The organism is Paenibacillus cisolokensis (assembly GCF_018403665.1).
Lineage (GTDB): Bacteria > Bacillota > Bacilli > Paenibacillales > Paenibacillaceae > Paenibacillus_AH > Paenibacillus_AH cisolokensis.
Window position 1 is genome coordinate 1 of sequence record NZ_BOVJ01000104.1, and the last position, 21,285, is coordinate 21,285.

At 54.4% G+C, this 21,285-nt stretch carries 22 protein-coding genes, 4 pseudogenes and 1 riboswitch; of the genes and pseudogenes, 13 read left to right on the forward strand and 13 right to left on the reverse strand.

All coding sequences use genetic code 11. The features are described 5' to 3' along the window. Positions 1–197: 197 nt before the first annotated feature. Together PACILC2_RS14710 and PACILC2_RS14715 are read left to right on the forward strand one after the other, a co-directional pair. Positions 198–409: pseudogene (locus PACILC2_RS14710) on the forward strand (transposase); the annotation flags it as partial. Positions 410–490: 81 nt separating this feature from the next. Further along, positions 491–880: a hypothetical protein gene (locus PACILC2_RS14715; protein WP_213529273.1), complete on the forward strand. Its 390-nt coding sequence runs from the start codon at positions 491–493 to the stop codon at positions 878–880. Positions 881–1,218: 338 nt separating this feature from the next. Here PACILC2_RS14715 and PACILC2_RS14720 read toward each other — a convergent pair whose 3' ends face one another. The 3 genes and pseudogenes from PACILC2_RS14720 to PACILC2_RS14730 all read right to left on the reverse strand — a co-directional run bounded on the left by PACILC2_RS14720 (position 1,219) and on the right by PACILC2_RS14730 (position 3,804). Beyond that, positions 1,219–2,013, reverse strand: coding sequence for an arsenite methyltransferase (locus PACILC2_RS14720; RefSeq protein ID WP_026326927.1), 795 nt, complete (start codon positions 2,011–2,013; stop codon positions 1,219–1,221). A gap of 224 nt (positions 2,014–2,237) precedes the next feature. Further along, a pseudogene (locus tag PACILC2_RS14725) lies at positions 2,238–3,301 on the reverse strand (NAD(P)-binding domain-containing protein). A gap of 50 nt (positions 3,302–3,351) precedes the next feature. Continuing rightward, positions 3,352–3,804, reverse strand: a complete 453-nt coding sequence (locus PACILC2_RS14730) for a MarR family winged helix-turn-helix transcriptional regulator (protein ID WP_213529274.1) — start codon at positions 3,802–3,804, stop codon at positions 3,352–3,354. A 174-nt stretch (positions 3,805–3,978) separates the two neighbouring features. Here PACILC2_RS14730 and PACILC2_RS14735 point away from each other — a divergent pair, with 174 nt between their 5' ends. Genes PACILC2_RS14735 through arsC form a run of 3 tightly spaced genes read left to right on the forward strand, consistent with a single transcriptional unit; the run spans position 3,979 to position 5,823 of the window. Then, positions 3,979–4,302, forward strand: a complete 324-nt coding sequence (locus PACILC2_RS14735) for an ArsR/SmtB family transcription factor (RefSeq protein WP_213529286.1) — start codon at positions 3,979–3,981, stop codon at positions 4,300–4,302. Positions 4,303–4,318: 16 nt separating this feature from the next. Then, positions 4,319–5,374 (forward strand): ACR3 family arsenite efflux transporter, encoded by a 1,056-nt coding sequence (arsB, locus tag PACILC2_RS14740; protein WP_213529275.1) that lies wholly within the window; start codon positions 4,319–4,321, stop codon positions 5,372–5,374. Between the two features lie 20 nt (positions 5,375–5,394). Beyond that, entirely contained in the window at positions 5,395–5,823 is a 429-nt protein-coding gene (gene arsC / locus PACILC2_RS14745) for an arsenate reductase (thioredoxin) (protein WP_009225278.1), read from the forward strand. Positions 5,824–6,259: 436 nt separating this feature from the next. Here arsC and PACILC2_RS14750 read toward each other — a convergent pair whose 3' ends face one another. The 7 genes and pseudogenes from PACILC2_RS14750 to PACILC2_RS14780 all read right to left on the reverse strand — a co-directional run bounded on the left by PACILC2_RS14750 (position 6,260) and on the right by PACILC2_RS14780 (position 11,373). Continuing rightward, the gene (locus PACILC2_RS14750; RefSeq protein WP_213529287.1) at positions 6,260–7,204 is read right to left on the reverse strand and encodes a DUF4238 domain-containing protein; all 945 of its coding nucleotides are present in this window, start codon (positions 7,202–7,204) and stop codon (positions 6,260–6,262) included. Positions 7,205–7,552: 348 nt separating this feature from the next. Next, positions 7,553–7,852: a YolD-like family protein gene (locus tag PACILC2_RS14755; protein WP_244863526.1), complete on the reverse strand. Its 300-nt coding sequence runs from the start codon at positions 7,850–7,852 to the stop codon at positions 7,553–7,555. Beyond that, positions 7,849–9,092 (reverse strand): annotated as a pseudogene (locus tag PACILC2_RS14760) (DNA polymerase IV). The gene PACILC2_RS14755 and the pseudogene PACILC2_RS14760 overlap by 4 nt, the downstream one beginning before the upstream one ends. Further along, positions 9,089–9,465: pseudogene (locus tag PACILC2_RS29885) on the reverse strand (YhjD family protein). The pseudogenes PACILC2_RS14760 and PACILC2_RS29885 overlap by 4 nt, the downstream one beginning before the upstream one ends. A gap of 96 nt (positions 9,466–9,561) precedes the next feature. After that, positions 9,562–10,491, reverse strand: coding sequence for a DNA polymerase IV (locus PACILC2_RS14770; protein ID WP_213529276.1), 930 nt, complete (start codon positions 10,489–10,491; stop codon positions 9,562–9,564). Positions 10,492–10,494: 3 nt separating this feature from the next. Then, a complete protein-coding gene (locus PACILC2_RS14775) occupies positions 10,495–10,872 on the reverse strand; it encodes a YhjD family protein (RefSeq protein WP_213529277.1) in 378 nt (125 codons plus the stop codon). Positions 10,873–11,097: 225 nt separating this feature from the next. Further along, positions 11,098–11,373: a hypothetical protein gene (locus PACILC2_RS14780; protein ID WP_213529278.1), complete on the reverse strand. Its 276-nt coding sequence runs from the start codon at positions 11,371–11,373 to the stop codon at positions 11,098–11,100. Positions 11,374–11,830: 457 nt separating this feature from the next. Then, a riboswitch (TPP riboswitch) is annotated at positions 11,831–11,952 on the forward strand. 186 nt (positions 11,953–12,138) lie between these two features. Here PACILC2_RS14780 and PACILC2_RS14785 point away from each other — a divergent pair. The 5 genes from PACILC2_RS14785 to PACILC2_RS14805 all read left to right on the forward strand — a co-directional run bounded on the left by PACILC2_RS14785 (position 12,139) and on the right by PACILC2_RS14805 (position 16,106). Continuing rightward, a complete protein-coding gene (locus tag PACILC2_RS14785; RefSeq protein WP_213529279.1) occupies positions 12,139–13,176 on the forward strand; it encodes an ABC transporter substrate-binding protein in 1,038 nt (345 codons plus the stop codon). 90 nt (positions 13,177–13,266) lie between these two features. Continuing rightward, positions 13,267–13,566, forward strand: a complete 300-nt coding sequence (locus PACILC2_RS14790) for a thiamine-binding protein (protein ID WP_062492522.1) — start codon at positions 13,267–13,269, stop codon at positions 13,564–13,566. Further along, a complete protein-coding gene (locus tag PACILC2_RS14795; RefSeq protein WP_213529280.1) occupies positions 13,556–14,341 on the forward strand; it encodes an ABC transporter permease in 786 nt (261 codons plus the stop codon). Before PACILC2_RS14790 ends, PACILC2_RS14795 begins: the two co-directional genes overlap by 11 nt. Then, on the forward strand, positions 14,338–15,129 hold the full coding sequence (locus tag PACILC2_RS14800; RefSeq protein WP_213529281.1) for an ABC transporter ATP-binding protein: 792 nt from the start codon (positions 14,338–14,340) through the stop codon (positions 15,127–15,129). The genes PACILC2_RS14795 and PACILC2_RS14800 overlap by 4 nt, the downstream gene beginning before the upstream one ends. After that, positions 15,126–16,106 carry a TatD family hydrolase gene (locus PACILC2_RS14805; RefSeq protein WP_307860597.1) on the forward strand — a complete coding sequence of 327 codons (981 nt, stop codon included), beginning with the start codon at positions 15,126–15,128 and terminating at the stop codon, positions 16,104–16,106. Before PACILC2_RS14800 ends, PACILC2_RS14805 begins: the two co-directional genes overlap by 4 nt. A 591-nt stretch (positions 16,107–16,697) precedes the next feature. Here the strand turns inward: PACILC2_RS14805 and PACILC2_RS14810 are convergent. After that, positions 16,698–17,630 carry a proline dehydrogenase family protein gene (locus PACILC2_RS14810; RefSeq protein WP_213529282.1) on the reverse strand — a complete coding sequence of 311 codons (933 nt, stop codon included), beginning with the start codon at positions 17,628–17,630 and terminating at the stop codon, positions 16,698–16,700. Between the two features lie 249 nt (positions 17,631–17,879). Here PACILC2_RS14810 and rsmD point away from each other — a divergent pair, with 249 nt between their 5' ends. Both rsmD and coaD read left to right on the forward strand, forming a co-directional pair. Continuing rightward, positions 17,880–18,473, forward strand: a complete 594-nt coding sequence (gene rsmD / locus PACILC2_RS14815) for a 16S rRNA (guanine(966)-N(2))-methyltransferase RsmD (protein ID WP_062492526.1) — start codon at positions 17,880–17,882, stop codon at positions 18,471–18,473. Beyond that, the gene (gene coaD, locus PACILC2_RS14820) at positions 18,460–18,966 is read left to right on the forward strand and encodes a pantetheine-phosphate adenylyltransferase (RefSeq protein WP_062492527.1); all 507 of its coding nucleotides are present in this window, start codon (positions 18,460–18,462) and stop codon (positions 18,964–18,966) included. Before rsmD ends, coaD begins: the two co-directional genes overlap by 14 nt. A gap of 86 nt (positions 18,967–19,052) precedes the next feature. On the opposite strand, the gene PACILC2_RS14825 is transcribed toward coaD, so the two are convergent. Both PACILC2_RS14825 and PACILC2_RS14830 read right to left on the reverse strand, forming a co-directional pair. Continuing rightward, on the reverse strand, positions 19,053–19,658 hold the full coding sequence (locus PACILC2_RS14825; protein ID WP_213529283.1) for a hypothetical protein: 606 nt from the start codon (positions 19,656–19,658) through the stop codon (positions 19,053–19,055). Further along, entirely contained in the window at positions 19,598–20,284 is a 687-nt protein-coding gene (locus tag PACILC2_RS14830; RefSeq protein WP_213529284.1) for a nucleoside recognition domain-containing protein, read from the reverse strand. Before PACILC2_RS14830 ends, PACILC2_RS14825 begins: the two co-directional genes overlap by 61 nt. 161 nt (positions 20,285–20,445) lie before the next feature. On the opposite strand from PACILC2_RS14830, the gene PACILC2_RS14835 reads away from it, so the two are divergent. Then, on the forward strand, positions 20,446–21,285 hold an 840-nt coding region (locus tag PACILC2_RS14835), incomplete at its 3' end, for a PDZ domain-containing protein (protein WP_213529285.1).

The window sequence follows — 21,285 nt, forward strand, 5'->3', positions numbered from 1 at the left end:
TGTTTGATGCAACGCTAGTGCTATTATCCTACTTTTTCTCCATCAATCATTCATTTCCTTCTATTATCTCACAATTTCGATTTGATGGATCACGGTTTCAGGATTTTTAAACGTTAAAGCCAGGAATTAACTGCTGCTAGTTGAGGACTCCCTATGAAGCTGGCTTCAAAACGAAATTATGCAAAAGGCTCAGCCCATTAGAGCGTTTAAATCGCGAAATCCGTCGACGTTCAGACGCAACAGGAATCTCTCCAAAATGGGAATCTGTTATCCGACTGATTGGTGCCATCTTAATCGAGAAGCAAGATGAATGGACCGTCGCACGTCGTTATTCAGTCTCGAATCCATGGCGAAAATCGTCAAATGGGAGCAACTTCCTCTTACATCCACCACGCTTTTGCAGAAGTAAATCCGGGTCATGCAGCAGAAATTCATTTTACACCACTTGACGGGACACTGCCAAATATTAAGGTAACGGGGGCGAATAAACATGTCATTATTAAATGACGGTGAGAAAGTCGCTTTTTTAACTGATATTTTAAATCGCCATATTCAAAAGCTCCCATGTGGAGATACCTTTACAAATTATCTTGAATCCATATGTGGCATTTTAAAGCATGATGATTCGTTTCTCCAGAAAGCCGCGTTTGCTAATAGTGAATTGTTTATAGACGCTCTTACTAATATTTTGAGCAACCAGATTACTATTAAACTGGCGATAGGTGCGTTAATAGCTGCATTCGATAAAGTTGGATATGTTGATTCAATGGATGCAGCAGCGATCATTCTTGAGTTTGAGCAGCTTCTGAATCAAATGTCCATAGAAGAAGCTGAAAATCTATATAATGAACGTTGGGCAATAGATAAGTATCGGGGTTGAAAGATATGGAAGGAGAACAATCATTTTTCACCTTATAGAATATTTAGAATCATACTTGTTGGAACTAGGTTTGGAACTTCAGCGTGATCCTGATGATCTCTTTCTTCAAGGGAAAATAAAGGGTATTCAGCATGCCTTAAAATATATAAGAATGCATGAGCATGTACGAAAAGGTGGCCATTATATCGATATTGAAATTGATTGATCCTAGATGTGTTTCCTTAAATAGAATGATCAGGCATGCAGGGAGCACGAACAAAGCAGCTCCGGACATGTTTGCTAGAGCTGCTTTGACCGATTCACTTTGATTATTCAAAGGTGGAACGTTTATACATTCATTACGGTTTGATTGCTTTGATTACGGCAGAGGCAATATAGTCCTCTACCTTCGATCCAGGAACCCAATCTTTGATAAACGCCCTGGATTCCTCTTTCGGCTCGACCACTACATCCTTAAATCCACTTTGCGTAAGCATCGTTTTCAGCTCGTCAACGGACGAGGCCCCGGATATACACCCAGAATATAAAACATCCAAGTCGTTTTTGATTTCCGCAGGAAGCTCTGCCGTCGTTACGACATCGGAAATGGCCAAACGCCCGCCGGAGCGCAGAACGCGGAATGCTTCATCAAACACTTGCTGTTTATCCGGCGAAAGATTGATGACGCAGTTGGAAATGATAACATCCACCGTTTGATCCGGGACCGGCAAATGCTCGATTTCTCCCAGCCTAAAATCCGTGTTCGTGAACCCGCCTTTCGCGGCGTTGTTGCGCGCGCGGCTCACCATTTCCGGCGTCATATCGACCCCGATCACATAGCCGGTTTCCCCGACTTGCCGAGCCGCCAGAAAACAATCGAAACCGCCGCCGCTGCCTAGGTCCAATACCACTTCACCCGGCTTAAGCTCCGCAATGGCTTGCGGATTACCGCAACCAAGACCAAGGTTTGCACCGTCCGGAACAGCCGTTAATTCTTCGGTTGAATAGCCCAACTGCGAAGAAACGTCATTGGCCGTTCCGCAGCAGCTTGAAGCTGGCGAGCAACACGAACCCGGCTCCACTTCTTGCAAGGCGATTTCCTTATAACGACTGCGTACATTTTGACGAATTTGATCATTCTTTACTTGGTTCATGGATCATCTCTCCTTCAACTTTTTTATCAAATCAGCAGCAGCTAGGGGTACAACAAGCTGCTTTGTTTGCTATCGTGAGTTGCCGTCTCCGAAGGAAGCGGCTCGATAACTCCGTGGGATTTTGCCATTTCCAAGCTTCCCGTGCCGAGCGCTCTATTTCACGCTGCTCCTGTTTCATAAGGTATTCCGCGGCGAACCAATTCAGTTCATGGGAACTAGCCTCCCTAAAGGTGATTTTTCAGGTAACGCAGTAGCTTGCGAACAACATATTTCGCGTCCGGCCCCACCCCCCTTAATGTGGCGGAAGCAAAGGAACGCTGTCCTTCCAAACCGACATAATACAGTCCCGGAACGGAAAGGCTGATTCCTGCTGTCTGCAACGGTTTCCCTTCGGCATCAAGCGCCCCGATGGGCTGAAGGTATGTCAGATTGGGACGATACCCGGTCGCAAAGATGACGGTTTGTACCGGTTCTTCCGTTCCGTCTGGCCACACGACGCCCTCGGAGTAAAAGGAGGTAAACATGGACCGTTGATCCGGCTTCCCAGCCTTTAATCTTGCTCGGTAATCGTTCAAATCCGCAACAGAGCTCGAACTTGGAGGCTTTTTGCCAAATCGCCAGAATGGAAAGGTATCGAAGCCGACGGCTCTGATCCAAAATGCAGATCAATTCCGAGTACTTTTGTTTTCGTAAACTGAACAGGCCGAAGCACGGCAAGCGATGTATGGCTGCTGTCGGCAAGCTCTACCGCAATTTGAACTGCAGAATTTCCGCGCCCGACGACCACCACTCGTTGCCCCCGGTAACGATCCGGATTTCGATACGATGAAGAGTGGAGGACTTCCCCTTGAAAGGCCTCCCTTCCGCTTATGTCTGGCATATAGGGATTATGAAAGGAGCCTGTCGCATTGATGATCGTTCTCGTCTGATATTCGTCTCCAGCTGCCGTTCGGATCGAAAAACCGTTATCGCTTTTCTCCACGGCAATAACCTTCTGGTTGGTGCGAATCGGCAAGTCAAAATGCTGGGCATACGCCTTTAGATACAGGATCACCTCGTTTCGCAATGGGTAGTGGGTTGCAACTCCGGGTATCTTCATGCCCGGCAATGATGATAAACGAGCTGGCGAAAACAGCTTCAGACTATCGTAATAATGTGGCCAAGAACCGGTTGCCTGCTCGCTTGCTTCCAGGATCAAAAATTGCAGCTCGTTCTTCTTCAAGTAATATCCGGAAGCAAGACCGGCTTGCCCACCCCCGATAACGATTGCATCGAAAATCGCTGACATTCCAATTCCTCCTCAAATTACTTGCAATATGCAAGTAATATAGAAAAAGATCACCCTCTAGAAGGGGTTGAACAGCATTGGCCGGATTTCGCCATCGCTTCGTTTAATAGCTTGATCGAGCGAATGACGGTATCTTTTTCAAAATCGTTCATGTGCGAAAAGATTTCGTTTAAATAGTCGTTCATTTGTTGGTCAATCGACGCCGCAACATACTTGCCTTCCGTCGTTAGGGAAAGCAGATTTACCCTCCGGTCGTCTGGATCGGGCGTTTTCTTCACTAATTTCATCTTGATTAACGATTGGACTTGTCGGCTGAATGTCGTTATATCTGTCCCTAATGCCTCTGCTACTTGCTGGATGGACGGCTTATGCTGGCGATCAATTTCGTAAAGGATATGGCTTTGAATTAAGGAGATGTCGCAGCCACCGGCAGAACAGCAGTTTTTATTTAGAAAGCCAAAGCGTCGAGTCATGATTTGAAATAGTTCACGTACATTTTCCACGGTGCTTCACCTCATGAAACAGTTATAAAACATTTGATTGCAATTTGCAAGTATTGATTTACTTGTATCCGGAAAATGAGCTGTGAAAGGACGTACAAATTTCAATATTGACTTTTCATCATGCATAAATAACAATATGGTTATATGGTTTCATGTGAGGTGATCATCATGACAATGGAATTTGAAAAGATAGCGGATATTCTGAAAGCTCTTGCCGATCCGACAAGGCTGAAAATCCTTTCTTTGCTCCGGATTCGCGATTGCTGTGTATGTGAACTGGTTCCTATCTTTAACATTTCTCAGCCAGCCATTTCTAAACATCTAAGCCGTCTGAAAACGGCTGAACTGGTCCGCGAAACGCGAAAGGGGCAATGGGTGTTCTATTCGATTAATGAAAAGCGGCTAGAGGAAATTCGTTATGCTTTGTCCCATTTGCCTGATCTATCCGAGGAGCTGCGGGAATTGGAGCAACAAGGACTAACGGTTATATGCGAGTAAAGGGGGTGTACAGCAAGTGAGTAAACAAGAGAAAAAGCGACTTTCATTTCTGGATCGCTATTTGACGTTATGGATTTTTGTTGCGATGGCGATAGGAATTGGCTTGGGTTACGTATTTCCTAACTTTGTCGCCGGTTTGAATGAATTTCAAGTTGGAACCACATCGATACCGATTGCGCTTGGCCTCATTTTAATGATGTATCCGCCGCTGGCGAAAGTACGATACGAAGAAATCGGCCGTGTCTTTCGAAATGGCAAAGTGTTAACCATTTCATTGATTCAAAACTGGCTTATCGGCCCGATCTTAATGTTTTTCTTGGCTATTATTTTTCTCCAAGGCTATCCGGAATATATGGTCGGCCTGATTATGATCGGTTTAGCCCGTTGTATTGCAATGGTTATCGTTTGGAACGATTTGTGCAGAGGGGATGCCGAGTACGCGGCGGGACTCGTTGCTTTCAACTCGATCTTTCAAGTTTTGTTTTACTCTGTCTACACCTATATCTTTGTTACGATTTTGCCGGGATGGTTCGGGTTGGAGGGCGTCGTTGTTGATATTACGATGGCCGAAGTCGCCAAGAGCGTGTTTATTTATTTAGGGATACCGTTTTTGGCCGGGATGATTACGCGCTATTCGCTTGTGAAGGCAAAAGGGCGATCCTGGTACAAAACGGTCTTTATTCCGAAAATCAGTCCCATTACACTTATCGCATTGCTGTTTACGATTATCGTCATGTTCTCGCTGAAAGGCGAGATGATCATCCAATTGCCTTTGGATGTCGTGAGGATCGCGATTCCGCTATTGATTTACTTTGTCGTTATGTTCCTGATTTCGTTCTTCATGGGCAAAAAAGCCGGAGCTGATTATCCGGTGACTTCTACACTGGCATTTACCGCCTCGGGGAATAACTTTGAGCTGGCAATCGCTGTTGCCGTTGGGGTCTTTGGAATTCATTCCGGCGCTGCATTTGCGGCCGTGATCGGACCTCTTGTAGAAGTCCCTGTGATGATTGCCTTGGTCAACGTCGCGCTCCGATTTCAGCGAAAGTATTTTTCGAAGGAAGCAGCTTAACATAAACAGGAGGAATCATCATGTCAGATAACAAAAAACTCGTTTATTTTCTTTGTACGGGAAACTCTTGCCGCAGCCAAATGGCGGATGGTTGGTTGAAGGCGCTCGGTAATGATCGGTACGAAGTAAAAAGCGCCGGGTTGGAGGCACATGGGCTGAATCCGCGTGCCGTCCAGGTGATGAAGGAAGCTGGCGTCGATATTAGCGGTCATACATCGGATGTTATCGATCCGGAGATTTTGAATCGGGCTGACTATGTGATTACGTTATGTGGCCATGCAGACGAACATTGTCCGGTGATTTCGAATAAAAACGTCGTGAAATGGCATTGGGGCTTCGATGATCCAGCCAAGGCAACCGGCACCGAGGAAGAAATCATGAGCCAATTTCGAGCGGTTCGGGACGCGATTAAGTCGCGTGTCGAAAAGTTTCTTGCCGAAGGTTGCTAAAATTACAGAAAAGGCGTGCAGCGTTATGGCACGCTTTTTTGTTTGGCGATCATCAGCCTTCGGAACGACGAAGCCAAGGCGGAGTCCTCGAAGAGCAGAAAATGATTCCCTATATATATCTACTTTGCGGGTAGTATCAACTTCGCTGGTTCTAAAATATTCAGGATCGAGATCCAGTTGATACCGGAAAATAAAGTATTAGACCGAAGAGATTGATCAATCGCTGCTTTACGAATTACAAATCTGTCAGTTCCAGAAGAATAAGTATTAGACTGACCCTTGAAGTAAGAACAGCAACAGCCATGGACTAGAAAATAAAGACCTACACTGCTACCGTTTTGTTGAACTAACGTTCCTCGATACTTCAATTAATAAATGGAGCCGAGCCACCCACTGAATAACCTTTCTATTTTAGGCCAAAAAAGGTAGCTTTCTTTTAATACTTGCGTCCGAATGCATGAACACTTACACGGTTTTTAGCTTCTTCGCAAGCATCTGGGTACTGTTTGCAATAATCGAACGCCATATCAAATTTGTCTTCTGCACAGAATACCTGGCGATAAGCATGGCTGATCTGTAGGCCGTTTAGGTATTTTATGTTCTCAACATTATCCAATGGTAAAAAGCAGTTCTCTAATGCTTCCATGTCCTTAAAATATCTGCGATCCATTAAGGTTAATACAAATTTACTATTGAGCGGATAATGGATCTCAATTCCTTCCGAAGCGTATCCGCCATAGCTGATGAATTTGTCATCTTTATTGGCGTGTTTGACAATCGGGGTGTCGGATGTGTAGATGGGCAAGTCGGTTAAATTTACAAAAACTACCCAAATATGATTCATCAGTGTTTGCGTCATACTATCTAGAAACTCTGGGTTAGCGAGTTGCTGCGCTTGCAGGACCGAGTAAAATTCGTTCTTGATTTTTAATTCGTAGCTATCTGGGTCAAATTCGGACTCATCTTCCTGTATAAAACGATCCAACAGTGACTTGGTGAATTTTTCATGTAGTTCTACAAGCCCTGCCCTAAACTCTTTCGTCCGTAAGATTTGCAGGGTGATAAGCCCTGTTATCTCCATTTTATCCTCAAGAGAAAATGCGGGCATACTGTATACTTTATCTGGATGTGCCATGTGATACGTGGCGATGATTTTATTGATCTTCTTTGGGTATTCCCCTTCAATCTCGGCGAAGAACTTCTCCACAATTTGATCCGGAAGTTCCCCTTCTTCATCTGGCGGAAGTCCTTCGGGAAAATCGTAAAAATATCTGCCGCTTGCGACGTTACGGATATGAGTTGGAAAGGTTTTTTTCTGTAGCTTGTCAAATACGTAAATCTGTTCGGCCTTGTTCGCAAAAAGCGAAGATAGCTTTGGGATACGGTATGCTGGTTAATTACTTTGTTACCGGCCATAGGGTTTCCTCCATTTTCTATATTAAGAGAAACGTAAACTGTTTTAGATTCTCTTGTCAATACATTTTGGACTTCAAGGAGATTAATAGGCCATTAAATTATTTAGCTTAACGCCGGTAGTCAGTCTAAGACTTTATTTCCCTCTATCACCAGTAATTAATTCCTCTGTATCTATTGGCTCCTTTCAGATCTTTGCATATTTCAGTAAAAAAGAGCTATACCGGAAGCCATCTGCGATGACTTTTAAGGATAGCTCTTCAAGTTTTCCTTATTACAAATCATTTCCACATACCGTCAATAATGTCCGATACCTTTATCCAGCGAAAATCATTGCCATGGGTGAATTTGATGTTTTTTGTTGTAGATCAATTTTTGTCACGACTCCTGTTATTTCCGTTACATTAAATTCACCGAATAATACTAAAATTACCTCTTTCCTGAGCTGCATTGATTCAGCAATGAGCATGGATATCCGTTCCATTTCTTGATCATCTAATTGTGGCGGCGGATTCTTTCGCAAGTTCTGCTGGTGCAGGATGTAAGCCTCCTTGTGTTCCGGAAGCATCATTCTGGACGATTCGAATAGACCGTTTCCTTGCAGTTTTTTACTCATTTATAATGTCCTCCAATTTTTGCGCTCGATCCCGCGCTTGGCCCGAAGCTTTTAAAGAAGAGGCCCTCATAATCGCGGTACTTCCGTATTTCTCTTTAATTCGGTCAGTGGTTCTTTCCAACGCTAACTTTGCCTCGCGGTCATTGAATAAAGTAAGCTGATATTCTTGATCGCTTACCAATTGACTTAGAGTAACCCCGATTTTTCGAATGGGCAACCCATCCCAATGTCGTTTAAATAGTTTTTTCGCTGCATGGAAAACCTCATCCGTGAGATTCGTTGGGTCGGGCAATTTCATTTGTCTGTAGAAGCCAGAAGGGTGATCAAAATCTGCTCCCTGACAACCTACCGAGACCACCGAGCCCATATAGCCTTTCATTCGGGTTCGTTGACATACTAACTCCGAGAGTTCAAGCAGGGGAACCATGATGTCGTCAAACTCCCGATAATCGAATGGAAGGGTCATCTGATGGCCGATTGCTTTTTGCAAATCGTGTGAACCTGGAGTTACCGGGGAATTATCTTTACCGTTGGCAATGAGCCACAGAACTTCACCATTCACTCCCCACTTGGATCTTAATTTTGCCAGAGGAGTCTGAGCCAACTGGCCAATTGTATATATCCCCATGCTCGTTAAATGCCGGCACATCCGGGAGCCCACCATAAACATCTGATGAATCGGCAACGGCCAAAGCACTTCTTGCAGATCTTCCACAGGCAAGTGGAAAATGCCTGACGGATTTCGTTTAGCAAAATTATCGCATGCCATTTTGGAGAGCACTTTATTTTCACTAATTCCAATGCGTACACGAACTCCCGTTTCTTTCATGACTTTATCCTGAATACTCTTAGCAATCTCATGGGGGTCGCCAAAAAGCCGTAAACTTCCCGTGACATCCAAATGCTGTTCATCTATGCTGTACGGTTCTACCAAGTCAGTGTAAGATTGATAAATTTCCGTAATTTGCAAGGATACCTTGATGTATTCCTCCATGCGTGGGCGAATGACCACTAGATCGGGACATTTTGCAAGTGCCTCTCCTAGCCGTTCTGCGGTAGTAATACCATGTTGCTTGGCAAGGGGACACGCGGCAAGGATAATTCCGGATCGACGGGCCGGATCTCCTGCAACAACGACAGGTTGATCTGCGTACTCAGGGTGGGCGGCTTTTTCAACACTTGCGTAAAATGACTGACAATCGGCCAACATCACGATTCGACCTTTGTTATCGCTTTTCATAGGCTACTCCTTAAGTCGACGTTCAGATATTTACTTAAGTATTTGTAAAGCTCCGCTTTCACCAAACCCCAAAGCATAGTGAACCTATGTTGATACCCCCTGCACAAATAACGGGCCTCGATGCACAACTCGGTGCGCCGCTGCTCATACACTTTTATTCCTCTGCCGCGCATTTTTTTCGAAGCAACGTAACGTCTGCAGTGATTAGATCTTGCGCAGATCTTAAGGCTTTTACATATACAACGTCCATCTTTAGCTTTACTGTCCCTAATGCTTTAATATCCCTTTCCAACACATCCAAAAGAATAGGGAGTAAAATGTATTCTTTGACCAATTGGAGGTCTCCTTCAGTCTCCAAGGGCGCTTGTGTCATACAATCAGCCTCCCGCCTAACTCCTCATTCGACACCTTCCCGCAAAATTGAGCATAAATAGACAGAATTATGCTCAATATTTATTTATGCTCGATATTAAACTGCCCGAAAAACACTGTTTTTCCAAGCGATTAAAGGCTTTTGAGTTTTATGCACACATATTTTAATGTTGATACCCAAAAGGACGACGTTGATATCGTCCGGATTTTGGTAATCGTACGGCAGCGTCGTCTGGCGGCCGATCCCTTTCTGCCGGTCGAAGGCGTCGGGCGTTACGGGCGAATCGTCGTAGCCGTTCGCCGTCCGCCACATCACTTCGCTCCATATATCGCACTGCTTCTTCATATACGTTTTCATTTTCCGCTTCAGCTCGGGCAGCGGCGTGCGGGCGAGCTTGCCGATCGTGTCGATCCCGATCTGCCGCAGATGGTTCATCGTGCGGGTGCCGACGCCGAACAGGCAGTCCGTCGGGCGGGCCCAAAGCTCTTCCATATTGTCGCGGGTTAATTGAAACACGCCCGTTTCGTTCTTTTTGGCGAAATTGTCGCAGGCCATTTTGGCCAATATCTTGTTTTCGCCGATCCCTATGCGGGTATAAATGCCCGTTTCGTTGCGCACCCGTATCTGGATATGCCGGGCGAGCTCGAGCGGGGTGCATTGAAAATGAGCCAGGCTGGCCGAAACGTCGATAAACTGCTCGTCGATGCTAAACGGCTCCACCAGATCGGAATACGACTCCAAAATGTTCGTAATTTGCATGGAAGCGCGAATGTACGTTTCCATCCTCGGCCGGCGCACGACCAAATCCGGACATTTGGCCAGCGCCTGGCCCAACGCTTCCCCCGTTACAATGCCGAACTTCTTCGCCAGCGGGCAGGCGGCGAGCACGATGCCGCTCCGCCGTTCGGGATCCCCGGCTACGACGAGCGGTTGATCGCGGTACCAGGGAGCGGCCGCTTTCTCAACCGATGCGTAGAAAGATTGGCAGTCCGCAAGGAAAATGACGCGCTTCTCGCTGCTGTTCATTTGTCAATCTCCGCCTTCAATCTGGATGTTCAGACGGTCCGCCAGTCCGATTTCCATTTCCGCCCGGATCAGATCCCAGAGCAGCACCATGCGGTGCTCGTAGCCCCGGCACCGGTACCGGGCCGACAGCGAAAACCGGGTGCGGCGCGTCCCGTATACTTGGATGCTGCGGGATTTCAATTCGCCGTTCAGCTCATGTTGTCTTCGGATCACCCCTTCCTGAATCCGGCGCAGGACGGCTGCATAAAGGGAAGGAAACGTAAAGCCGCCGGAACCGACGGCGGCAATGTCCCGCTCCAGCACATCGAGCATGACCGGAATGATCAGGGACTCTTTGACCAGAAGCAGCTCCTCTTCCGTTGGCAAAGGAGATTGCGGCATTCCGGTTCCCCCTGACTATGAGGTACTGGGCATTCATTATTATATAACGAACAAACGTTCGCTATGCAAGTGGTAAAAAATAACGCCAAAAGGCGGAAGCGGGCGGAGAAAAGGCCCGCCCGGCATATGCCGGGCGGGCCTTTGAACCGAAATAGCCCACTCAGAAAGGGACAGCGAACCGCCCTTTTCGCAACGCGAAAGTGTACGCGAACGGCAACCGCTACCTCAGTTTTTCGAACCGTAGGATTTGTGGAATCCGCGCGAGCGGCGTATGTCTTGCGCTCCCCGGACCCCCTGCGTGCCGCCGACCGGACCGTAAGGTCCAACTTGGTCGCGCACGGAATAAACGTAGCGGTGATGATAAACCGGGATACAGTGGTGACGGTTTACGATTTCAATCGGATGAATGACATGGACGCGCTGCGGGTGACAAATATCGCGGTATATTCGGCGCGGCGGATCGTAAACGGCGGCGTCCGGACAAAAAGGTCGACAGTACATCTGGTTCTCTCCTTTCGGTTGGACTTACAATAGTATACGGGCACTGGGAATTAATGCTTGTGCGAATGCCTCGCGGACAAATGCCGGATTATGCGGGACAAGATGAAAAACAATCCTTTGTTCCTTGGAAACAGTCCATACCAGCCTGCCGAAGGAGTCGTATCGAGCTAGCCGAAAGGCTGTGCGCCAGGCTCGGAACGCTGGCGCCCGTGAGCGCCGCGGCCGCCGTCGACGCGGGACCGCATGAGGCGCATATGCTGCAGCTGGACAGCGCGAAAGCGAGGTCGCGGCTCGGCTGGCGGCCGGTATGGGGAATCGCAGAGATATTTTTATGGAGTATTACAAAGATGAGCCGTACTGCGCCGACGTGCTGGCCTGGATTCGAAGCATAGGGTCGGGGAAATCGCGGTAGCTTTTTTGCCGCCTTCTGCTATAATAGAAATCAGCTGTTCACAACCGCATAGCACCGGGGAGCTGGAGAGGCCGGCTGAGAGGGGATTCCGCTTGCGTGCGCAACAAATCCCGACCCGTATACCTGATCTGGATAATGCCAGCGTAGGAACTGATTTATTGATTGCGCGTTGCCGCGCGTAAGCCGGGGTTGCTCGTGCGGACGCACGCGTACGGCATTCGGACGCCTCCAGACGGAGGGCGTTTTTTTATTGAACGGGCTAGCGCACGGGTTCCGTTTCGGCCTTCGGACTGTGCGATTGCGTGAACGGATGACAGGTCGTTAGGACCGGTAAAAGAAGGGGAGAAATCATCATGAAAACAGACAGACGCTTCAGCCGAAAATGGGGGATCGCGGCCATCGCGCTCGCGCTGCTGCTGTCCGCGTGCGGCTCGTCCGGAGGCGCCAAAGATCCGGAAGCGCAGACGGGAGAGGGGGAGCCGCAGGAGAAGGAGCTGACGAAAGTGCAGCTTGTGCTCGACTGGACGCCGAATACGAACCATACGGGGCTCTATGTGGCGCGGGACAAAGGCTTCTTCAAGGAGCAGGGGCTCGATGTGGAAATCGTACAGCCGGGCGAAGCGGGCGCGGACGCGATGGTGGCGAAAGGGACGGCCGAATTCGGCGTGAGCTATCAGGAGAGCGTGACGTTGGCGCGCGTGCAAGGGGTGCCGATCGTGTCGATCGCGGCGGTCATCCAGCACAACACGTCGGGCTTTGCCGCTCCCGCCGACAAAAATATCAAGGAGCCGAAAGATTTCGAAGGCAAAAAGTACGGCGGCTGGGGTTCGCCGGTGGAAGAAGCGATGCTGGCCTCGATTATGGAGGAGCAGGGCGCGGACGTCAGCAAGGTCGATATCGTTAACATCGGCAACGCCGATTTCTTTACGGCCGTGAAGCGGGACATCGATTTCGCCTGGATTTTCTATGCCTGGACGGGAATCGAAGCGGAGCTGCGCGGCGAGAAGCTGGACATCCTCTATGTCGCGGACTATAGCGACAAGCTGGACTACTATACGCCGGTGCTGACGACGAGCGAGTCGCTGATCGCGGAAAAGCCGGAGCTTGTCAAGGCTTTCCTGGCGGGCGCGGCGAAAGGATACGAATTCGCGATCGACAATCCGGAGGAAGCGGCCGAAGTGCTGATCGCCGCCGAACCGGATCTCAACGCGGAGCTCGTTCGCGCCAGCCAGACGTGGCTCAGTCCGAAGTATCGCGACGATGCTCCCCGCTGGGGCGAACAGAAGCTCGAAGTTTGGCAAAAGTATGCCGAGTGGATGTACGAACATAAGCTGCTGGAGAAGGAGCTCGAAGCGGAGAAGGCGTTCACGAACGACTTCCTGCCGGGCTGACCGCCGCGGTTCAGCGGCGCGCACGGGCTCGTTGGTCCCGCGCCGCTGCCCGCGGCTGTTCATATTTTCAGGTGAAGGGGAGAGCAACCGATGGCGAATGCGCTGGTAAGCATCCAAATATTGCCGACGACGCCGGGAGGGGAAAGCGTCTATCCGTACGTCGACCGGGCGATCGACATCATCAAGGCGTCCGGGGTGCCGTACCGGGTCGGCCCGCTGGAGACGACGATGGAAGGGGAACTCGGCGAGCTGCTCGGCATTGTCGAACGAATGAGCGAGGCGATGGCGGAGCTCGGTTGTCCGTCCGTCATCTCGCAGGTCAAGATCTATTACAATCCGTCCGGCGCCTCGATGGACCGGCTGTTGGAGAAATATCCCGATGGGAAATAAAGGAACGCTGCGTGTCATCTGGCCGCCGGCCGCGCTGTCGCTGCTCGGTCTGGCCGCTTGGCAGCTCGTCTCCGATCTCGGGCTGATCGAGCCGTGGCTGCTGCCGTCGCCGCTCGCCATTGCGCGGGAGGCGCTGGCGATCGCACCGCGGCTGCTGGAGCACGCGGCGGCAACGGCGCAGCTGACGCTGATCGGCTTCGCTGCGGGAACGGCGGCGGGCCTTGCGCTCGCCGCCTTGCTGCATCTGCTGCCAGGCGTCAAGGCGGCGCTCTATCCGCTGCTCGTCCTGTCGCAAAATATCCCGATTATCGTCATCGGCCCGCTGTTTCTGATCTGGTTCGGCTTTACGCTGCTTCCCAAGGTGCTGCTCGTGGCGCTCGTCTGCTTTTTCCCGGTATGCGTGGCGATGCTGACGGGCCTTGCGCAAAGCGATCCGCATCTGGCCGAATATATGCGCATGATCGGCGCGAACAAGCGGGAGATGCTGTGGAAGCTGGAGCTGCCGAATGCGATGCCGTATCTGTTTTCGGGGCTGAAAATCGCCGCCACCTACAGCGTGATGAGCGGCGTCATCGCGGAGTGGATCGGGGCGGAGAAAGGACTCGGCTATTTCATGCTGCTGTCGTCCAAAGGCTTTCAGCCGGCGCGGGTGTTCGCGGCCGTGGCGCTCGTCGTGGCGATGAGCCTCGCGCTGTTCGCTGCCGCTGCCGCTGCGGAGCGGCTGTTCATCCGCTGGCGTCCGGCTGGCGGAGACGAAGGGGGGCGGCCGAAATGAAGGATGCTGTGCCGGCGCTCGAAATCGCCGGTCTGCGCAAAAGCTTTGGCCGGGGAAAAACGTCCCGCGAAGTGCTGGGCGGCGTATCGCTGACGGTGAACGAGGGCGAATTCGTCTCGCTGATCGGCCCGTCGGGCAGCGGGAAGACGACGCTGTTCCGGCTGATCGGCGGACTCGAGCGGCCTGACGCCGGGGATATCCGCATCGGCGGCAGACCGGCGAACGGACGGCGGGGGCTTATCGCGTACATGCCCCAGCAAGCGTCGCTCATGCCCTGGCGGACGGTCGCGGCCAACGTCGAGCTGGCGCTCGAAATCGCCGGCGTGCCCCGGCGGGAGGCGCGGACGCAATCGCGGGAATGGCTCGCGCGCATCGGCCTTGGCGATTATGCCGAAACGTATCCGCATCTGTTGTCGGGCGGCATGCAGCAGCGCGTATCGTTTCTGCGGGCGCTGCTGGCGCCGCAGCCGCTCATGTGTCTGGACGAGCCCTTCGGCGCGCTCGATGCGCTGACGCGGCTTAAAATGCAGCGCTGGCTGCTGTCGATCTGGGAGCAAAACCGCCGCGCGGTGCTGTTCGTCACGCACAGCATCGAGGAGGCGCTGCTCCTGTCCGACCGCGTGCTGGTGCTGTCGCCTTCGCCGGCCGCCGTGATTTACGAGCGGAAGGTGCCGTTTCCGCGTCCGCGGGATGAAGCGTTGTGGACGTCGCCGGAATTCAATGCGATCAAGCAGGACATTTACGAACGGCTGCAAGCGTACGGAGAAGTCGGGGAGGGAGCGCGATGAGCGTCAAGGCATACGAGGAGAAAGCGGGAGCGTCGGGCAAGCCGCAAGCGGCGGGAGCGGAGGCGAGACCGGGGACGCCGGAGGCGGGCGTGGCCGCGGCTTCGCCGAAAAAGCCCGAAAAGCCGGAAACGGCGGGGGCGTCGGGCGTACCGGGCGTGGCGGAGCGGCCGCTCGTCTGGATGGACGCCCATCTGCACGTCGACCTGTACGACGAAGACGAGCGCGGTCCGCTGCTCGAACGCGCATTTGCACACGGCGTCGCCCATGTCGTCGCGGTGTCGATGGATCTTGCTTCCTGCATGCGCAACGCGGAACTGGCGCGCCGTTATCCGGGACGGGTTCATCCGGCTTACGGCTGGCATCCCGAGCAGCCGCTGCCGGATGCGGAGACGGAAGAGCGGCTGTTCGCCTGGATTCGCGCCCGGCATAACGCCGGGGAGCCGTTCGCGATCGGCGAGGTGGGGCTGCCCTATTACACGCGCACCGAAGCGGAAGGAGGCGGCAGGCGGTTCGACGAAGCGCCGTATATCCGGCTGCTCGACCGGTTCGCGGCGCTCGCCGCCGAGCTGGATCGCCCCATCGCGCTGCATGCGGTATACGAGGATGCGGACAAGGCGTGCGCGCTGCTGGAACGGCACGGCGTCCGCCGCGCCCATTTCCACTGGTTCAAGGGTTCGGACGAAACGATCGCCCTTCTGGCCGCCCGGCGCTTCTATATATCGGTTACGCCGGACGTCGAATACGAGCCCGACATTCGGGAGCTTGTCCGGCGATATCCGCTCGAACTGATCATGACCGAGACGGACGGCCCGTGGCCGTTCGAGGGGTCGATGGCCGGCCGCAAGACCCGTCCGGAGATGACGGCGGACGTTGTCCGGCATATCGCCGCGATCAAAGGGCTTTCGGCCGAAGAGACGGCGGCGGCGCTGCTGCGCAACGGCCGGCGGTTTTACGGGCTGGAAGGGGCGGACGGCTGACGGCGGCTTCCGGCCGGCCTGTTCAATAAGACGAAGCCTCGCGGCCTTAGCGGCTTGCGGGGCTTCGTCCGTAACGTTGAAATTTACTTTAACGCCAAGTTCATACATGCTTTTTCAGCTATAGACCTTAGTCTAAACCATTCTTATTGACTGAAATGGGAGGGGAGAATATCCTTGCCCTCAACCAAGAAAATTCACTAACCCGCCGTTCTTATTAATCATCGGTAAGTTATTGTAATGGCACATCCCATCAATCATCTCTCAAGCATCCCCTCCAGGTTAATTAAATTCGTAACCCCGCGGCCTAAGTCGAAATTGCCGGTACACTGTAAGTATCAGTAAAATCAAGCGAATAAGCAAAAAATTCGGGCGCCCCTTTCGGGACGCCCTTTCATGGGAGAGGAGAAACCGGACGAAGAGCTTATGGGGAAACGTAAGTCTTCTCCGCGGTTGTCTACGGCATCTTTCGACGCCGCTAATTACATGATGAACCGGAAAGGTTTTTTTTATACGCGGCATCCCCAAAAATGTTTAAAAATTTCATGTTCGCGCGATCGTTCGGCCAAAGACAGGAGGCAGACATCGCTCGTATCAGCGGCGCGCGAGCAGATTTCGGACGATAAAGCCGACGTTGGCGGGCCGCTCCGCCAGGCGGCGGACGAAATACGGGTACCACATTCGGCCGTAAGGCACATAGCTGCGCACGGTGTAGCCCTCCCGGGCGAGCTCTTCCTGCAGCGGCGTGCGGATGCCGTACAGCATTTGAAATTCGAAGCGGTCGCGCGGTATCCGCTTCCGCTTCGCATACCATTTCGTCCAATCGATAATGTCGGCGTCATGCGTCGCCACCGCCGTATAGACGCCGGAGTCGAGACGCGTCCCGATAAGCTGCCGGAAATTGGCGTCGACGTCCCGGCGATTCGGGAAGGCGATGCGCGGCGGTTCCTTGTAAGCGCCTTTCACGAGGCGCAGGTTGACACCTTCGGCCGTCAACTCGACGACATCTTTCCCGCTCCGGTACAGATAGGCCTGGATGACCGTGCCGACGTTGGGCAAGCCTTCCCGCCGCAGAGCGCGTACGAGATCGATCGTTGCCGCGGTATACGGACTGTTCTCCATATCGAGGCGGACGAACATGCCGTGCCGGCTTGCCGCTTCGGCAATCGCGCGGATCCGTCCCAGACACGCGCCGCGATCGAGCGAAAGCCCCATCTGCGTCGGCTTGAGCGAGACGTTGCCGGTCACGCCTTCCCGGGCGATCGCGTCGACAAGCCGCAAATATTCGTTCCGATAATTGTCCGCTTCCGCCGGGTCGCGGACGCTCTCCCCGAGATGATCGACCGTCACCGCGATCCCTTTGGCATTGAGCGCCTTGATTTTCTCCAGCGCTTCCTCCAGCGTTTCGCCGGCTACGAACCGCCCCGCTCCGAGCTTCATTCCGTACCGGTTGGACAACGATTCCGCCAGCCGGTTGCCTGCCAGTCCGAGCAGCATCGAACGAAACAGACGTGTCCCCCAATCCATCGCCACCACTCCTCCCGTATGCGCCGTTGCCGCCGCCGTTCGGATCCGAAAGGAAGCCGTTCGGGCGCATTCCTTCGTTTATATATAGGCGGCCGGGCGACGCGCCATGACTGGGGACAGGCCGGCTGCCGCTGCCCGTTCGTCCGGTTCGGGAGCGGGGAAATGCGCATGCCCCGGCTTTCGCGAGCCGGGAAAAGTGTGGTACGATAGCAGAAGCGAAATCGCCGATGAAAGGGGAAAAAGCTCAACGTGAGAGTCATCGCGGGAACGGCGAAAGGGCGGCCGCTTCGGGCGGTGCCCGGCATGAATACAAGGCCGACGACGGATAAGGTGAAGGAAGCGATCTTCAGCATGATCGGCCCGTATTTTGACGGCGGTTGGGCGCTCGACCTGTTCGCCGGCACCGGCGGTCTCGGCATCGAAGCGCTCAGCCGGGGAGCGGAGCGGGCGGTGTTCGTCGATCGCGATCGGCAGAGCGTCGATGTCGTCCGCCGCAACGTGGAGGCGGCCGGCATGGCGGACCGGGCCGAAATTTACCGCAACGACGCGGACCGTGCGATCAAAGCGCTCGGAAAGCGCGGCCTGGAGTTTCGTCTCGTATTTCTGGATCCGCCATACCGGATGACCGATATGGACAAGGTTATGGGGGAGATGGACAAGCTCGGACTGCTTGAGGATGGCGCATCGATCGTCGTCGAGCACGATTCCGCGCATACATATCCGGAACAGGCAGGACCATTTATTCAACAGAAGCATTCGCGCTACGGGGAAACGGCGGTTACGATCTATACGTACCGGGCGGACCGGGGCGCGCGGGGAGGACGCGAACATGCAACCGAATGAACAGCAGCAGTCCCAGCGAATCGCCGTATATCCGGGCAGTTTCGACCCGGTCACATACGGCCATCTCGATATTATCCGGCGGGCGGCGAAGCAATTCGATCGCCTCATCGTGGCGGTACTGAACAATACGAGCAAAAATCCGCTGTTTACGATAGAGGAGCGCAAGCAGCTGCTTGCCGAGGTGACGCGCGATTTGCCCAACGTGACGATCGACGGCTTCCGCGATCTGCTCGTGCGCTTCATGCGCTCGCGGCAGGCGCAGGTCATCGTCCGGGGCATCCGTTCGGTTACCGATTTCGAGTACGAGCTGCAGATGGCGTCGTTGAACCATCAGCTGGACGGGGAAATTGAAACGATCTTTATGATGACCAACCCCAAATATTCGTATTTGAGCTCCAGCATGGTGAAGGAGATCGCCAAGTTCAACGGCCCCATTCACGAGCTGGTGCCGCCGGAGGTCGAACGCGCGCTGGCGCAAAAATATTCCGATTGAATCGCAAACAACCATTTCTATACTCGTATCGTAAAAATGCCGCATCGTTTCGCGAGGCGGCGGCAGGCGGTTCATGCGCATGGCCGCTAGCGGCCGCGCGAGCGCGACGCGGGCCACGAGCAGAGGGCGAGCAGCCCGAGCGCCAGACCGCATAGCGCCACAAGCATCGGCACGAAGGGCCAGACGGAAGGCAGATCGCCGGCCCGGACCGCCGCGGGGATGGCGGCCGTCCCGCTTGCGAAGGCCGCGATTTCGCCGAAGCCGGCGAGCGTCCAGACGGCGGCCGCCGGACGCCACAGCAGCATGACGGCGGCGAATGCGGCGGCGGCATGGACGAGACGGGCGGCAACGAGCGGCCAAAGCCGCAAGCCGCTTTTCGCAAGCGAAACGGACGCCTGCAGAATGGCGCCGAATCCGCCCCAGGCGAGCGTGGCGGCCAGCAGGGCGACGGTCCACGCCGTGCCGCCGGGCCCGTCCCAGGAAGCGGCGGCATAGGCGCCGATATGGCCTTCCAGCAGTGCCGGAAGGGCGAACGGCCACGCCGCGGGGAACGCATCCTGCAGCATCCGAACGGCCACGGCGCAGACGATGATCAGTCCGCCGACGGCCATCAGCTTCTGCACGCTGCCCGTTACCGCGTCTCCCAGCGCCTGCCCGAAGCTTCTGCCGTCCGCGCGCCGGCTGTCGGCCATCGCGCGCGCGGCGCGGCCAAGCAGCCGCCGCGGAGCGGAACGCCGGCCCGGAATTCCGGCCGTTCCGCCGCCGCGGCGGTTTTCCGTCCGCGGCCGGCCGGCGATGGCGGCCGTCTCCGCAGCGGCGGGGCCGGCCTGCTTCCGGCGCGAACCGCGCACATGCGCCGCCGCGAACGCCAGCGCCAGGGCGGTGCCCCATACGGCCGCGGCGCGGCCAGTCCGAGCTCCGGCCGGCGCAGGAAGCCGGCGCCGACCACGACAAGCATAAATACCGGGTTTGGCATATGGGAGAGCGCCAGCAGCCGTTCGCCTTCGTCGCGGGACAGCGCCGCCCGGCGCCTGAGCGCCGCCGTCGCTTCTGCGCCGGCCGGACTGCCCATCGTCCAGCCGGCGGCAACGGCAAAGCCGGCTTCGCCGGGCAGGCGAAACAGCCGCCGCATGGCAGGCTCGAGCAGCACGCCGAGCGCCTGCACGACCCCGTAGGCGGCCATCAGCTCGGCGAGCACGAGAAAAGGCAGCAGGCCCGGAAATACGAGGTTCCACCATATGGACAATCCTTGCAGCGATGCCTGAAACGCTTCGTCCGGCTGACGGACGATGGAAGCGACGAAAAAAGAGACGTGCAAGCGAGCAGGATCGTTCGGACCATGACGTGTCTCCTTTGCGGCAAAGTCGGACAATCAGTACATGTATACGACGGACAGCCGAACGGTAGACCTCGCTGCGCTTGAGGGGGGAGAGCACAGATGCAATTCGCGAATACGAATCGATGGGAGGGAGGTCGGTTATGAGCGGGACGGCGCGAAGGCTCGGGCTTGTCGCGCTGCTCGCCGCCGCGGCGCTGTGGCTGCTGATCGCCGTGCCGACGCCGTTCGTCGTCTACGAGCCGGGGCTGGCGGCGCCGCTCGAGCCGATCGTAAGCGTGGAGAGCGGAGACGAGCCGGGGAAAGGAACGTTTTATTTGACGACGGTCAAAATGAGCAGCGTCGACAGCTTCTGGTCGGCGTTCCGCTCGGCATGGAGCGGCGACCGCGAATTGTACCGGAAGAAAGATGTGCTCGGCGGCCAATCGATGGAGGAATTCGCCGAGAAGCTGCGGTTTGCGATGCAGGGGTCCCAGACCGCGGCCATCGAAGCCGCATACCGGACTGCGGGCGTCGCGTACGATATCGTGCCGGAGCGGCTTGTCGTAACCGACAGCCGCGATCCGGACGCCGCTTTGCGCGCCGGCGACATCATCTGGAGCGCGGACGGGGATGCGGTGCGGAGCGCCGCGGCGCTGGCGGCTGCGCTGTCCGACCGGCAGGCCGGCGACAGCGTCGTCTTTTCCGTCGAGCGGGCCGGCGTCCGCACGCAGGTGAAGGTGCGGCTTGCGGCGGGAGCGGGCGGCGAGGCGGAACCGGAAGCTTTGGCGGCCGCGCTCGGCGGCGTCGGATTGACGGAGCTTCGCCGCATCGAACCGCTGCAGGCCGGAAACAAGGTGACGATCGCGGCGGAAGGCATCGGCGGGCCTTCGGCCGGCCTTATGTTCGCCCTGCAAATCTACGACCTGCTGACGGATGGCGATCTGACCGGCGGAATAAAGGTGGCGGGGACGGGGACGATCGACGCGGAAGGGAAGATCGGG